This is a genomic window from Enterobacter sp. PTB (genome assembly GCF_051130085.1).
Lineage (GTDB): Bacteria > Pseudomonadota > Gammaproteobacteria > Enterobacterales > Enterobacteriaceae > Enterobacter > Enterobacter ludwigii.
The window spans coordinates 115882-128974 of record NZ_JBDKEE010000004.1; the positions used below are offsets into that span (position 1 = coordinate 115882).

The following is a 13093-nucleotide window of genomic DNA, read 5'->3' on the forward strand; positions in this document are numbered from 1 at the left end:
TAAGAGAGCACACAATGGATAAATTTCGTGTACAGGGGCCAACGCGTCTCCAGGGCGAAGTCACAATTTCTGGCGCAAAAAATGCCGCGCTGCCCATCCTCTTTGCTGCGCTGCTCGCGGAAGAGCCGGTAGAAATTCAGAACGTACCGAAGCTGAAAGATATCGACACCACCATGAAGTTGCTCAGCCAGCTGGGCACCAAAGTTGAGCGTAACGGTTCTGTCTGGATCGACGCCAGCAACGTAAACAACTTCTCTGCACCTTACGATCTGGTAAAAACCATGCGCGCATCCATCTGGGCGCTTGGCCCGCTGGTGGCACGTTTTGGTCAGGGTCAGGTTTCCCTGCCGGGTGGCTGCGCAATCGGTGCACGTCCGGTTGACCTGCACATCTTTGGCCTGGAGAAACTGGGTGCCGAGATCAAACTCGAAGAAGGTTATGTTAAAGCGTCTGTGAATGGCCGCCTGAAAGGCGCGCACATTGTCATGGACAAAGTGAGCGTTGGTGCCACCGTCACCATCATGTCTGCGGCAACGCTGGCAGAAGGTACTACCATCATCGAAAACGCCGCGCGTGAACCGGAGATTGTGGATACCGCGAACTTCCTCGTGGCGCTGGGTGCGAAGATCACCGGCCAGGGCACCGACCGTATCACCATCGAAGGCGTTGAGCGTCTGGGCGGCGGCGTGTATCGTGTCCTGCCAGACCGTATCGAAACCGGGACGTTCCTGGTTGCTGCCGCGATTTCAGGCGGGAAAATTACCTGCCGCAACGCGCAGCCAGATACCCTGGATGCGGTGCTGGCGAAACTGCGTGACGCAGGCGCTGATATCGAAATCGGTGAAGACTGGATCAGCCTGGACATGCACGGCAACCGTCCAAAAGCGGTAAACGTGCGTACAGCTCCGCATCCTGCTTTCCCGACCGATATGCAGGCGCAGTTCACCCTGTTAAACCTGGTGGCAGAAGGGACGGGGTTCATTACCGAGACCATCTTTGAAAACCGCTTTATGCACGTACCGGAACTGATTCGTATGGGCGCACATGCTGAGATCGAGAGTAATACCGTGATTTGCCACGGCGTTGAGAAACTGTCTGGTGCTCAGGTGATGGCAACCGATCTGCGTGCATCTGCAAGCCTGGTGCTGGCGGGTTGTATTGCGGAAGGGACGACGGTCGTTGATCGTATTTATCACATCGATCGTGGCTATGAACGTATCGAAGATAAACTGCGCGCGCTGGGTGCGAATATTGAGCGTGTGAAGGGCGAGTAATCGTTCCGGCAGCCCCCTGCCAGAAATGACCGGGGGGTTGCTGTTCCTGTCAAAAAAACCGCTATTCCTGCGGGTCTTTCTTCACTTTCCTCTGGCGGATCATGCGCGATCTGTCGATAAATTCATGGGTAATGGGATCGTGGTAACGCGAAGGCCAGATCACCCACGGATGCGTATCCAGCGCCGTCGCAATGATCAATTCTCCCTTCGGCCAGGGGCGCGTCAGGGCATTTGCCAGGGTTGAAGAACTCAGGCCATGGCGGCGAGATTCCGCAGCCAGTGATGTGCCTTTTTTGCGCAGTGCCGCAATGATATCTGCTGTGTGCCAGTCGATAAATTTCGTGTCCATAACGCTGTCCTTAAGTTCGGATTCACTTACGCCATTTCGTCTGAAACGACTGGCCTTACTATACCCATTTCAATTTCTTGTTCTAAAAAGTTCGCGTTACTGGTAGGGATATTCAGAATAAGGCATGGCTTTATTCATGCGGTCTGTAAACCGGTGCGTTTACGTGAAAGAGGAATATACAGGTGTGTACTGGAATCTCCCCGCGAGGGCCGCGGGGAGGGGAGAGCAGGATTAACGGTCGCGCTGAACGGCGATATGGGCAAGACCAATGAGCGCATCGCGCCATGGGCTGTCCGGGATGACCTGAAGTGCGGCGATGGCTTTATCCGCCTCTTCTTCGGCACGCTGACGCGTCCAGTCCAGCGATCCGCAAATGGCCATTGTTTCCAGCACGGGTTCCAGAAGATGACGACCATTTCCCTGCTCGATCGCTTCACGGATCATTTTCGCCTGGTCGGCTGACCCGTTGCGCATCGCATGGAGTAGCGGCAGCGTCGGTTTGCCTTCGTTCAGGTCATCACCCACGTTTTTGCCGAGCGTTTCGCCGTCTGCACTGTAATCCAGCAAATCATCAATCAGCTGGAATGCGGTACCCAGATAACGGCCATAGTCCTGCAGCCCTTTTTCCTGGGCTTCGCTACAGCCAGCCAGAATGCCGGAACACTGTGCAGCCGCTTCAAACAGGCGCGCGGTTTTACTGTAAATTACGCGCATGTAGTTTTCTTCGGTGATGTCAGGGTCGTTGACGTTCATCAGCTGAAGCACTTCGCCCTCAGCAATCACGTTAACGGCTTCAGACATGACCTCCAGCACTTTCAGCGAACCCAGGCTGGTCATCATCTGGAAGGCACGGGTATAGATAAAATCCCCCACCAGGACGCTGGCAGCATTGCCAAAGGCGGCGTTGGCGGTGGCTTTACCCCGGCGCATGTCTGATTCATCCACAACATCATCATGAAGAAGCGTCGCAGTGTGAATAAATTCGATCAGTGCCGCGATCGTGACGTGAGCATTTCCCTGATAGCCGACGGCTCGGGCAGCCAGGATGGCAATCATCGGGCGAATGCGTTTACCGCCGCCGCTGACGATGTAATAGCCCAACTGATTGATCAGCTGAACGTCAGAATTGAGTTGCTCCAGGATTGCTGCATTCACACCCGCCATATCTTGCGCGGTTAACTCGTTGATTTTTTCTAAATTCATCGCAAAAGCCGGGCTTTTTATCCTGTTTATCCCATCTTCAATGGGGTAACGAAGGGTTAGGTTTATCAATAGTAGTGCTGATTGTACTGAAAAAACGGCTCAGATAAACGTTACCTTACGCGTTGTGTTTTTTTTCTTCATGTATTGATGGTAGCACTTGTCAAAGGCTCGCGTTTTGCGTAATATTCGCGCCCTATTGTGAATATTTATAGCGCACTCTGATTCATACGAGGATGTGCGCGGAAGCGGAGTTTATATGTACGCGGTTTTCCAAAGTGGTGGTAAACAACACCGAGTAAGCGAAGGTCAGACCGTTCGCCTGGAAAAGCTGGACATCGCAACTGGCGAATCTGTTGAGTTCGCAGAAGTTCTGATGATCGCAAACGGTGAAGAAGTCAAAATCGGCGTTCCTTTCGTTGATGGCGGCGTTATCAAAGCTGAAGTTGTTGCTCACGGTCGTGGCGAGAAAGTTAAAATTGTTAAGTTTCGTCGTCGTAAACACTACCGTAAGCAGCAGGGCCACCGTCAGTGGTTCACTGATGTGAAAATTACTGGCATCAGCGCCTAAGACCTGAGGAGAGATTTAAATGGCACATAAAAAGGCTGGCGGCTCCACACGTAACGGTCGCGATTCAGAAGCTAAACGCCTGGGCGTTAAGCGTTTCGGTGGCGAATCCGTTCTGGCGGGTAGCATCATTGTTCGTCAACGTGGCACCAAATTCCACGCTGGCAACAACGTAGGTTGCGGTCGTGACCACACTCTGTTTGCTAAAGCAGACGGTAAAGTGAAATTTGAAGTTAAAGGCCCGAACAACCGTAAATACATCAGCATCGTTGCTGAGTAAGGTTTTCTCGGTCCGGTAACGGATTAAAGCCCCGCAACCTGTTGCGGGGCTTTTTACATTGGAAACCCGGTAATTTTTTCTGTAGGGAAAACGGGCATGAAGCAGCAGGCCGGCATTGGTATTCTTTTGGCGCTCACGACCGCAATGTGCTGGGGTGCGCTGCCAATTGCAATGAAGCAGGTACTGGAAGTGATGGAGCCGCCAACGGTGGTATTTTATCGCTTTCTGATGGCAAGTATCGGCCTTGGGGCCATCCTCGCGATCAAAGGTAAGCTTCCGCCGTTGCGTATCTTCCGTAAACCGCGCTGGCTGGTGTTGCTGGCTATCGCGACGGGTGGCCTGTTCGGTAACTTTATACTGTTCAGTTCTTCCCTGCAGTATCTTAGCCCCACGGCGTCGCAGGTGATTGGTCAGCTTTCACCGGTCGGCATGATGGTCGCCAGCGTCTTTATCCTCAAGGAGAAGATGCGTGGCACGCAAATTATCGGGGCGAGCATGTTGCTCTGTGGTCTGGTGATGTTCTTCAACACCAGTCTGATAGAGATTTTTACCCGACTGACGGATTACACCTGGGGTGTGATCTTCGGAGTGGGAGCAGCAACGGTTTGGGTGAGCTATGGCGTCGCGCAAAAGGTGTTATTGCGTCGTTTGGCCTCACAGCAGATCCTCTTTTTGCTGTACACTTTGTGTACAATAGCATTATTGCCGTTAGCAAAACCGGGTGTGATTACCCAGCTTAGCGACTGGCAACTGGCGTGCCTCATTTTTTGTGGGCTGAACACGCTGGTCGGTTATGGCGCGCTGGCCGAAGCGATGGCGCGCTGGCAGGCAGCACAGGTGAGCGCACTCATTACGCTTACCCCGCTGTTTACGCTGTTATTTTCAGATTTGTTATCAATGGCCTGGCCCGATGTCTTCGTCAGACCGATGCTCAACATGTTGGGCTATCTCGGTGCGTTTGTCGTGGTTGCGGGCGCGATGTATTCCGCCATTGGTCATCGTCTTTGGGGGCGTTGGCGCAAAAATGAAGCGGTCGTAGTAGTCCCCCGCTCAGGCGAATGAGTTACGGAGAGTAAAATGAAGTTTGTTGATGAAGCGACAATCCTGGTCGTGGCAGGTGATGGCGGCAATGGTTGCGTGAGCTTCCGCCGTGAGAAATATATTCCACGTGGCGGTCCTGACGGCGGTGACGGCGGTGACGGCGGGGACGTGTGGCTGGAGGCGGATGAGAACCTCAACACGCTGATCGACTACCGTTTCGAAAAATCCTTCCGCGCTGAGCGTGGTCAGAACGGTCAAAGCCGTGACTGTACGGGCAAACGCGGTAAAGACGTGACCATTAAGGTTCCGGTCGGTACGCGTGTGATTGACCAAGGGACGGGCGAAACCATGGGCGATATGACCAAACACGGTCAGCGTCTGATGGTGGCGAAAGGCGGCTGGCACGGTCTGGGTAACAGCCGTTTCAAATCGTCCGTAAACCGTACCCCGCGTCAGAAAACGATGGGTACGCCGGGCGACAAGCGCGATCTGCAGCTGGAGCTGATGCTTCTGGCCGATGTCGGGATGCTGGGTATGCCAAACGCCGGTAAATCGACGTTTATTCGCGCGGTCTCTGCAGCTAAGCCAAAAGTGGCGGATTATCCGTTTACCACGCTGGTACCAAGCCTGGGCGTTGTCCGTATGGATAACGAGAAGAGCTTTGTGGTTGCTGATATCCCGGGTCTGATTGAAGGTGCTGCAGAAGGTGCCGGTCTGGGTATCCGCTTCCTGAAACACCTTGAGCGCTGCCGCGTACTGCTGCATCTCATCGATATCGATCCAATCGACGGTTCCGATCCGGTAGAAAATGCCCGCATCATTATCGGCGAGCTGGAAAAATACAGCGAAAAACTGGCGAACAAGCCGCGTTGGCTGGTCTTTAACAAGATCGATCTGATGGATAAAGCCGAAGCGGAAGCGAAAGCGAAAGCCATTGCTGAAGCGATGGGCTGGGAAGATAAATACTACCTGATCTCCGCGGCAAGCCAGGTTGGCGTGAAAGATCTGTGCTGGGATGTGATGACCTTTATCATCGAGAACCCGGTTGTTCAGGCTGAAGAAGCGAAACAGCCAGAAAAAGTCGAATTCATGTGGGATGACTACCACCGCCAACAGCTCGAAGAGCTGGAAGTGGAAGAGGAAGAAGACTGGGACGACGACTGGGATGAAGACGACGAAGAAGGTGTCGAGTTCATCTACAAGCACTAATCGCAGTTTAAAGCCCCCGGAAGGGGGCTTTTTTATTGCAGGCTGGACGGCAACCAGCAGCTGGCGATTAAGCCGCCCTCAGCACCATTCTCCAGCGTCAGCTTGCCGTGGTGGAGCTGCACGATACGTTGCACAATGCTCAGCCCCAGGCCGCTGCCACCGTAGCGTTGGTCAAGACGACGGAACGGTTCAGTAATCGACTGGCGGTGCGCTTCATCTATCCCCGGCCCCTGATCGATAACGCTGACCTGTGTCCCCCCGTCAACGTCGGCCAGAGTCACGCGAATCGTTGTGCCTGACGGACTGTAGCGCCCGGCGTTCTCAAGCAGATTGCGCAGCATCAAACGCAGAAGTACCGCATCACCCTGCACTGTGAGCGGACTTTTGTCCGGCCATATCACCGTGTGCTCTTTGGCTTCATGTCCAAGACCGAGCGGCATGATGATATCGTCTGTCCAGTTGACGGTTTCATAGTGACCGCTCGCCATCGCCTGTCCGGCACGGGACAACATCAGCAGTTGCTCAACCGTGTGCATCAGCTGATCGATACGGGTAATTAACGTCGTGGCCTGTGGAGAGCCGGACTGCGCCATCAGTTCCAGATGCAGTCTGATCCCCGCAAGCGGCGTTCGCAGCTCGTGAGCGGCGTCCGCAGTGAAGAGACGTTCCTGTTGAATGGTGTGATCCAAACGGGCGAGGAGCTGGTTGAGCGAGGTTGTGACGGCACCAATTTCTTCCATGTCGGAATAGACAGGGAGTGGGGTTAAGTTATCCGCCGAGCGGTTCGCCAGGCTGACGCGCAGTTGATTCAGCGGCCGGGTTATCCAGGTGACCGCCCAGAATGAGAAGCACAGCGTAAAACCGACCATCACCAGAGAGGGGACCAGCAGCGAGGCAATCGCTTCGCGAATCTCTTTCTCGACATGATTATTGCGCGATTTCGCCGAGAGCGTTTCGTTGACCAGAAAACCAATCTGTTCACGGCTTTCATGCCAGAGCCAGATCACGCTTATCAGCTGGAAAAATAACAGAATGACCGCCAGCAGAACCATTAATCGCCGACGCATGCTGTTCATTTCTGGCTCTCCAGACGGTAGCCTACGCCACGGACAGTTTTAATCCGGTCTTTACCCAGTTTGCGACGCAGATTGTGAATATGCACTTCGAGGGTATTTGAGCCCGGATCGTCCTGCCAGGAATAAATATCCTGCTGCAGGGTTTCGCGGTGTACCGTTTGTCCGCTGCGCATAATCAGGCGCGTCAGCAGCGCGAACTCTTTAGGGGTTACTTCAACCGGCAGGGACTGGCACAGCACCTGCTGGGTTTGCAGATTCAGCGTAATATCGCCGTCGGTCAGTAAGTTATCGCTGTGTCCCTGATAACGACGAATCAACGCCCGTACCCGCGCCTGAAGCTCCGCAAGGGCAAACGGTTTCACCAGGTAATCATCAGCGCCAGAATCGAGGCCGTTGATACGATCTTCAATGGCATCCCGTGCCGTCAGGATCAATACCGGATTGGCGATACCCCGGCGGCGCCACTGGCTTAGCTGCGTAGCGCCGTCTTTATCCGGTAAGCCTAAATCGAGGATCACCAGACTGTACTCGCCGCTCTGGATCAGGGCATCCGCCTCAGCCGCCGTGGCGGCGCAGTCGAGGGCATATCCTTCATTGGCCAGCGCCAGAGCCAGCCCTTCCTGCAATAACAGATCGTCTTCAACTATGAGTAGTTTCATCGCTAGTTATTCTGGTAGATGTCCTTATAAAGCCTGCTTTCGAAGCGAACCAGTGGAATACGACGATTACGCTGGTCGGTCGGTTCGACGGCATAGCCGGAAAGATACTGCACGAATGCCATGCGTTGCCCGCTGGCGGTAGTGATGAAGCCTGCAAGGTTATAAACCCCCTGCAGTGAACCTGTCTTGGCTGAAACTTTTCCGTCCACCCCGGCCGCATGAAGGCCGGCACGGTACTGAAGCGAACCGTCATGCCCGGCAAGTGGCAGCATCGAAATAAAGTTTAGCTCAGTGTCATGTTGTGCAATGTACTGAAGTACTTGCATCATCGTTGCCGGGGAGATCAAATTATGCCGCGATAACCCGGAGCCATCGACGGCAATGGTGTTGCCAAGATCGATCCCCGCCTGTTGGCGCAGGATCTGACGTACGGCGTCGGAACCCGCACGCCAGGTTCCTGGCACGCCGAAACGCGCGTGACCAATCATACGGAACACCGTGTCAGCAATCATGTTGTCAGACTTTTTCAGCATAATCCGTAGCAAATCGTGCAGCGGCGCAGATTGTTTGCTGGCGATGACCGTACCGGGTTGATTAACCTGCGTCTGGCGCAGCAGGGTACCGGAATAGGTTATTCCCACCTGCTTCAGTTCATCCTTGAGAATGGCACCCGCATAGCTTGCGCCATCCTGTATCGCAAAGGCCAGCGGCAATGGGTCGGCGCGCTGTGTCAGGCACCCGGTCAGCGTGAAGCGGTTAAGATCGCCTGGCACCACGTCCAGCTCGCAATACTGCGCATCCGGGGAGCCTTTTGCGAGGGTACGAACCTGGCTGAACATCGTCACCGGGTAGTAAGACGCCACGCGAATAAATGCTAAGTCATCCGGTTTTGGCGCGCTGTAAAGTGAAATGGAGAAGCAGTTACGATCCACAATCGCGGCGGCTGGCGGAGCGCTAAAGCACTGCGTCATGTCGTTCCACGGCCATCCTGGCGCTTTATCGTGGCTGGCAAAAATAGAGGTGTCGATTAACACATTGCCATCAATCTTCTGCACGCCAGATTTTTTCAGCGACGCGACCATGTTGCGGATATCCTGGCGTTTAAACGTAGGATCTCCCCCGAAACGAGCGATAAGATCGCCTTTCAGTTCGCCACCCTCGATGTTGCCTTTGGTCTCGAGCGTGGTGGTAAAACGGAAGTCAGGCCCAAGCTGAAGCAGGGCGGCGAGTGCGGTGATCACCTTCTGGGTACTGGCAGGCAGCGCCATCTGTTGACTGTGATAGTCAATCTCTGGCGACTGCGCCCCGACCTTCTGCACCATCAAGGCAAGGTTGGCACCTGCGGGTAGCTGATTAATGTACTCATCAACATTCGCGGCCTGAACGCTGAACGCTATACTGGTAGTCAATCCGATGATAAATCTGGAAAATCGCATAATCTCGCGCTAACAACCCGAAAACAAACCGTCATACTACGGTGCATAGCACTGCAAAGTAAACGATGACCCATAGTGAACTTCGCGGTAAAATGCGTATCAAATTGAAAATTGTTGCTGACCTGGGGCTTCGCTCCCGGGTCGGTTTTCTTTTTGCTTCTGGCCCGCTCATGGGGGCCGGGGCAGGGAACACTGCTCCCAACAGGAATGTTTAAGAGGTATAACAAATGCAAGCTATTCCGATGACCTTACGTGGTGCCGAAAAACTGCGCGAAGAGCTGGATTTTCTGAAATCCGTTCGTCGCCCTGAAATCATCGCCGCTATCGCGGATGCGCGTGAGCATGGCGACCTGAAAGAGAATGCTGAATACCACGCGGCGCGTGAGCAGCAGGGCTTCTGTGAAGGGCGTATTAAAGATATCGAAGCAAAACTGTCCAATGCGCAGGTTATCGATATCACCAAAATGCCTAACAATGGCCGCGTCATTTTTGGTTCAACCGTTACCGTGCTGAACCTGGACAATGACGAAGAGCAGACTTATCGCATCGTGGGTGATGATGAAGCGGACTTTAAACAGAATCTGATTTCGGTGAACTCCCCGATTGCTCGCGGCCTGATTGGCAAAGAGCAGGATGATGTTGTCACTATCCGCACCCCGGGTGGCGAAGTGGAATACGAAATTATTAAGGTTGAATACCTGTAATTCGCATCTCGACTAAGATGTTGATACATTGTAAAGAAAAGAAAAAGGCCGCATAGCGGCCTTTTATCAACTCAAGGAGCGTGGCATTTTGCTCACCTGCTGACAGAAATCCCTCGTTTTACACAGAAAATGTGTTCGATTCAGGATATCCTTAGCGTGGCAGCGAGATTTTACGCTCTTTAGATGGGCGATAGAGCACCAGCGTTTTACCGATGACCTGTACATTACAGGCACCCGTTTCACGCACGATGGCTTCCACGATCAGGTTTTTAGTGTCTCGGTCTTCAGAGGCGATTTTCACCTTGATCAGCTCGTGGTGTTCCAGCGCTTGTTCAATCTCGGCAAGCACCCCTTCGGTCAAACCATTGTTGCCAAGCATGACTACAGGCTTGAGCGGATGTGCCAGACCTTTAAGGTGCTGTTTTTGTTTAGTACTCAGATTCATCGTATATTTTTGCTTACGTTGGGATTGAAAACGGTTCATTCTACCGCCATCTCCCTTATATCGCCAAATAGCTGCGTAGAAATTTACGTCACAGGCAAGTAACGATGAACCAGGACGGAAATGTTAAATGACAGGTAAAAAGCGTTCTGCCAGCTCCAGCCGCTGGCTTCAGGAACACTTTAGCGATAAATATGTTCAACAGGCACAGAAAAAGGGGTTGCGTTCCCGTGCCTGGTTTAAACTTGATGAAATACAGCAAAGTGACAAACTTTTTAAGCCGGGAATGACGGTTGTCGATCTCGGTGCAGCACCTGGCGGATGGTCCCAGTATGCGGTTACGCAGATCGGCGGAACGGGCCGAATCATCGCATGCGACCTTTTACCAATGGATCCCATCGTCGGTGTCGACTTCCTTCAGGGCGACTTTCGTGATGAATTAGTGCTGAAAGCGCTACTTGAGCGTGTAGGTGATAGTAAGGTCCAGGTTGTCATGTCAGATATGGCACCAAATATGTGTGGAACACCGGCGGTGGATATCCCCCGCGCCATGTATTTGGTGGAGCTAGCGTTAGAAATGTGTCGTGATGTACTAGCGCCTGGTGGTAGTTTTGTTGTGAAGGTGTTTCAGGGCGAAGGTTTCGAGGAGTATCTTAAGGAAATTCGCTCCCTGTTTGCGAAGGTTAAAGTTCGTAAGCCGGACTCTTCCCGGGCCCGTTCCCGAGAAGTGTATATTGTAGCGACCGGGCGAAAATGATAACCCGCGTCTTTCAGACGAAAGTTTGAATGACACGGGATATAGAGTATCCTGACGCTGTTTTTAACACAGTTGTAATATGAGGTTAATCCCTTGAGTGACATGGCGAAAAACCTAATACTCTGGCTGGTCATTGCCGTTGTGCTGATGTCAGTATTCCAGAGCTTTGGGCCCAGCGAGTCGAATGGCCGCAAGGTGGATTATTCTACCTTCCTGCAGGAGGTCAATCAGGACCAGGTTCGCGAAGCGCGTATCAACGGACGTGAGATCAACGTTACCAAGAAAGATAGTAACCGTTACACGACTTACATCCCGGTGAACGATCCTAAGCTGCTTGATAACCTTCTGACCAAAAACGTCAAGGTGGTAGGCGAGCCGCCAGAAGAACCAAGCCTGCTGGCTTCTATCTTCATCTCCTGGTTCCCGATGCTGCTTCTTATTGGCGTCTGGATCTTCTTTATGCGCCAGATGCAGGGCGGCGGTGGCAAAGGTGCCATGTCGTTCGGTAAGAGCAAGGCGCGTATGCTAACGGAAGATCAGATCAAGACCACATTTGCCGACGTTGCAGGTTGCGACGAAGCAAAAGAAGAAGTGGGCGAACTGGTTGAATACCTGCGCGAGCCGAGCCGTTTCCAGAAACTGGGCGGTAAGATCCCGAAAGGCGTTCTGATGGTGGGGCCTCCGGGTACCGGTAAAACCCTGCTGGCGAAAGCCATCGCGGGTGAAGCGAAGGTGCCGTTCTTTACTATTTCAGGTTCTGACTTCGTTGAAATGTTCGTGGGTGTTGGTGCATCTCGTGTGCGTGACATGTTCGAGCAGGCCAAGAAGGCAGCACCGTGCATTATCTTCATCGATGAAATCGACGCCGTAGGCCGCCAGCGTGGCGCAGGCCTGGGCGGTGGTCACGATGAACGTGAACAGACGCTGAACCAAATGCTGGTTGAGATGGATGGCTTCGAAGGTAACGAAGGTATTATCGTTATCGCGGCGACTAACCGTCCGGACGTTCTTGACCCTGCGCTGCTGCGTCCAGGCCGTTTCGACCGTCAGGTTGTGGTTGGTCTGCCGGATGTACGTGGTCGTGAACAGATTCTGAAAGTTCACATGCGTCGCGTACCGCTGGCACCGGATGTCGACGCGGCAATCATCGCGCGTGGTACGCCGGGCTTCTCCGGTGCTGACCTGGCAAACCTGGTCAACGAAGCTGCACTGTTCGCTGCTCGCGGTAACAAACGCGTTGTGTCGATGGTGGAGTTCGAAAAAGCGAAAGACAAAATCATGATGGGTGCGGAACGTCGCTCCATGGTGATGACGGAAGCGCAGAAAGAGTCCACGGCTTACCACGAAGCCGGTCACGCGATTATCGGTCGCCTGGTGCCGGAACACGATCCGGTGCATAAAGTGACGATTATTCCGCGCGGTCGTGCGCTGGGTGTGACGTTCTTCCTTCCGGAAGGCGATGCCATCAGCGCCAGTCGTCAGAAACTGGAAAGTCAGATTTCAACCCTTTACGGCGGTCGTCTGGCAGAAGAGATTATTTACGGCGCGGAACATGTTTCGACCGGTGCGTCCAACGACATTAAAGTCGCGACCAACCTGGCGCGTAACATGGTGACCCAATGGGGCTTCTCCGAGAAGCTGGGTCCCCTGCTGTATGCGGAAGAAGAAGGCGAAGTATTCCTGGGCCGCTCCGTGGCGAAAGCGAAACACATGTCCGATGAAACCGCACGTATCATTGACCAGGAAGTGAAGCTGCTGATCGAGCGTAACTACAATCGCGCCCGTCAGATCCTGAACGATAACCTGGACATTCTGCATTCGATGAAAGATGCGCTCATGAAATATGAGACCATCGATGCTCCGCAGATTGACGACTTGATGGCTCGCCGCGAAGTGCGTCCGCCAGCGGGTTGGGAAGACCCAGGCGCTTCCAACAATTCTGACAATAATGGCACACCGCGTGCGCCGCGTCCGGTCGATGAACCGCGTACGCCGAACCCGGGCAACACCATGTCAGAACAGTTGGGCGACAAGTAAGTCACTGCTGTTGAAATCTATGTTTGCACCTCAAACCCTGGAGCTTGCTCCGGGGTTTTTC

The 13093-nt window shown here is 53.5% G+C and carries 14 protein-coding genes; 8 read left to right on the top strand and 6 right to left on the bottom strand.

Annotated features, from left to right (window positions below; genetic code table 11):
* The first annotated feature begins 14 nt into the window (after nt 1–14).
* Nucleotides 15–1274 (top strand): UDP-N-acetylglucosamine 1-carboxyvinyltransferase, encoded by a 1260-nt coding sequence (gene murA, locus AAIR21_RS06505; protein WP_020883531.1) that lies wholly within the window; start codon nt 15–17, stop codon nt 1272–1274.
* A gap of 61 nt (nt 1275–1335) precedes the next feature.
* Here murA and sfsB read toward each other — a convergent pair whose 3' ends face one another.
* Together sfsB and ispB are read right to left on the bottom strand one after the other, a co-directional pair.
* Nucleotides 1336–1623 carry a DNA-binding transcriptional regulator SfsB gene (gene sfsB, locus AAIR21_RS06510; RefSeq protein WP_014171802.1) on the bottom strand — a complete coding sequence of 96 codons (288 nt, stop codon included), beginning with the start codon at nt 1621–1623 and terminating at the stop codon, nt 1336–1338.
* 231 nt (nt 1624–1854) lie between these two features.
* Nucleotides 1855–2826, bottom strand: a complete 972-nt coding sequence (gene ispB, locus AAIR21_RS06515) for an octaprenyl diphosphate synthase (RefSeq protein ID WP_020883532.1) — start codon at nt 2824–2826, stop codon at nt 1855–1857.
* 256 nt (nt 2827–3082) lie between these two features.
* On the opposite strand from ispB, the gene rplU reads away from it, so the two are divergent.
* From rplU to cgtA, 4 genes are all read left to right on the top strand, one after another.
* On the top strand, nt 3083–3394 hold the full coding sequence (gene rplU, locus AAIR21_RS06520; RefSeq protein ID WP_003025032.1) for a 50S ribosomal protein L21: 312 nt from the start codon (nt 3083–3085) through the stop codon (nt 3392–3394).
* A gap of 19 nt (nt 3395–3413) precedes the next feature.
* On the top strand, nt 3414–3671 hold the full coding sequence (gene rpmA / locus AAIR21_RS06525) for a 50S ribosomal protein L27 (RefSeq protein WP_004385076.1): 258 nt from the start codon (nt 3414–3416) through the stop codon (nt 3669–3671).
* Nucleotides 3672–3767: 96 nt separating this feature from the next.
* A complete protein-coding gene (locus AAIR21_RS06530) occupies nt 3768–4733 on the top strand; it encodes a DMT family transporter (RefSeq protein ID WP_014171799.1) in 966 nt (321 codons plus the stop codon).
* A 15-nt stretch (nt 4734–4748) separates the two neighbouring features.
* Nucleotides 4749–5921 (top strand): Obg family GTPase CgtA, encoded by a 1173-nt coding sequence (cgtA, locus tag AAIR21_RS06535; RefSeq protein WP_014171797.1) that lies wholly within the window; start codon nt 4749–4751, stop codon nt 5919–5921.
* 32 nt (nt 5922–5953) lie between these two features.
* Here the strand turns inward: cgtA and pmrB are convergent, their stop codons facing one another.
* Genes pmrB through dacB form a run of 3 tightly spaced genes read right to left on the bottom strand, consistent with a single transcriptional unit; the run spans nt 5954 to nt 9092 of the window.
* Complete coding sequence (gene pmrB, locus AAIR21_RS06540) at nt 5954–6997, bottom strand: two-component system sensor histidine kinase PmrB (protein ID WP_014171796.1); 1044 nt, start codon at nt 6995–6997, stop codon at nt 5954–5956.
* On the bottom strand, nt 6994–7656 hold the full coding sequence (gene pmrA, locus AAIR21_RS06545; protein ID WP_014171795.1) for a two-component system response regulator PmrA: 663 nt from the start codon (nt 7654–7656) through the stop codon (nt 6994–6996). The genes pmrB and pmrA overlap by 4 nt, the downstream gene beginning before the upstream one ends.
* A gap of 2 nt (nt 7657–7658) precedes the next feature.
* On the bottom strand, nt 7659–9092 hold the full coding sequence (gene dacB / locus AAIR21_RS06550) for a serine-type D-Ala-D-Ala carboxypeptidase (protein WP_020883534.1): 1434 nt from the start codon (nt 9090–9092) through the stop codon (nt 7659–7661).
* Between the two features lie 227 nt (nt 9093–9319).
* Here dacB and greA point away from each other — a divergent pair, with 227 nt between their 5' ends.
* Entirely contained in the window at nt 9320–9796 is a 477-nt protein-coding gene (greA, locus tag AAIR21_RS06555) for a transcription elongation factor GreA (RefSeq protein WP_014171793.1), read from the top strand.
* Between the two features lie 151 nt (nt 9797–9947).
* On the opposite strand, the gene yhbY is transcribed toward greA, so the two are convergent.
* Nucleotides 9948–10241, bottom strand: coding sequence for a ribosome assembly RNA-binding protein YhbY (gene yhbY / locus AAIR21_RS06560; protein WP_003861814.1), 294 nt, complete (start codon nt 10239–10241; stop codon nt 9948–9950).
* Between the two features lie 127 nt (nt 10242–10368).
* Between yhbY and rlmE the strand changes: the two genes are divergently transcribed.
* Complete coding sequence (gene rlmE, locus AAIR21_RS06565; RefSeq protein WP_014171792.1) at nt 10369–10995, top strand: 23S rRNA (uridine(2552)-2'-O)-methyltransferase RlmE; 627 nt, start codon at nt 10369–10371, stop codon at nt 10993–10995.
* Nucleotides 10996–11097: 102 nt separating this feature from the next.
* Nucleotides 11098–13032, top strand: coding sequence for an ATP-dependent zinc metalloprotease FtsH (gene ftsH, locus AAIR21_RS06570; RefSeq protein ID WP_025202925.1), 1935 nt, complete (start codon nt 11098–11100; stop codon nt 13030–13032).
* Nucleotides 13033–13093: the final 61 nt, after the last annotated feature.

Coding starts and splice junctions, on each gene's coding strand:
- murA (WP_020883531.1), top strand. CDS start 15: ATGGATAAATTTCGTGTACAGGGGCCAACGCGTCTCCAGGGCGAAGTC.
- sfsB (WP_014171802.1), bottom strand. CDS start 1,623: ATGGACACGAAATTTATCGACTGGCACACAGCAGATATCATTGCGGCA.
- ispB (WP_020883532.1), bottom strand. CDS start 2,826: ATGAATTTAGAAAAAATCAACGAGTTAACCGCGCAAGATATGGCGGGT.
- rplU (WP_003025032.1), top strand. CDS start 3,083: ATGTACGCGGTTTTCCAAAGTGGTGGTAAACAACACCGAGTAAGCGAA.
- rpmA (WP_004385076.1), top strand. CDS start 3,414: ATGGCACATAAAAAGGCTGGCGGCTCCACACGTAACGGTCGCGATTCA.
- AAIR21_RS06530 (WP_014171799.1), top strand. CDS start 3,768: ATGAAGCAGCAGGCCGGCATTGGTATTCTTTTGGCGCTCACGACCGCA.
- cgtA (WP_014171797.1), top strand. CDS start 4,749: ATGAAGTTTGTTGATGAAGCGACAATCCTGGTCGTGGCAGGTGATGGC.
- pmrB (WP_014171796.1), bottom strand. CDS start 6,997: ATGAACAGCATGCGTCGGCGATTAATGGTTCTGCTGGCGGTCATTCTG.
- pmrA (WP_014171795.1), bottom strand. CDS start 7,656: ATGAAACTACTCATAGTTGAAGACGATCTGTTATTGCAGGAAGGGCTG.
- dacB (WP_020883534.1), bottom strand. CDS start 9,092: ATGCGATTTTCCAGATTTATCATCGGATTGACTACCAGTATAGCGTTC.
- greA (WP_014171793.1), top strand. CDS start 9,320: ATGCAAGCTATTCCGATGACCTTACGTGGTGCCGAAAAACTGCGCGAA.
- yhbY (WP_003861814.1), bottom strand. CDS start 10,241: ATGAATCTGAGTACTAAACAAAAACAGCACCTTAAAGGTCTGGCACAT.
- rlmE (WP_014171792.1), top strand. CDS start 10,369: ATGACAGGTAAAAAGCGTTCTGCCAGCTCCAGCCGCTGGCTTCAGGAA.
- ftsH (WP_025202925.1), top strand. CDS start 11,098: ATGGCGAAAAACCTAATACTCTGGCTGGTCATTGCCGTTGTGCTGATG.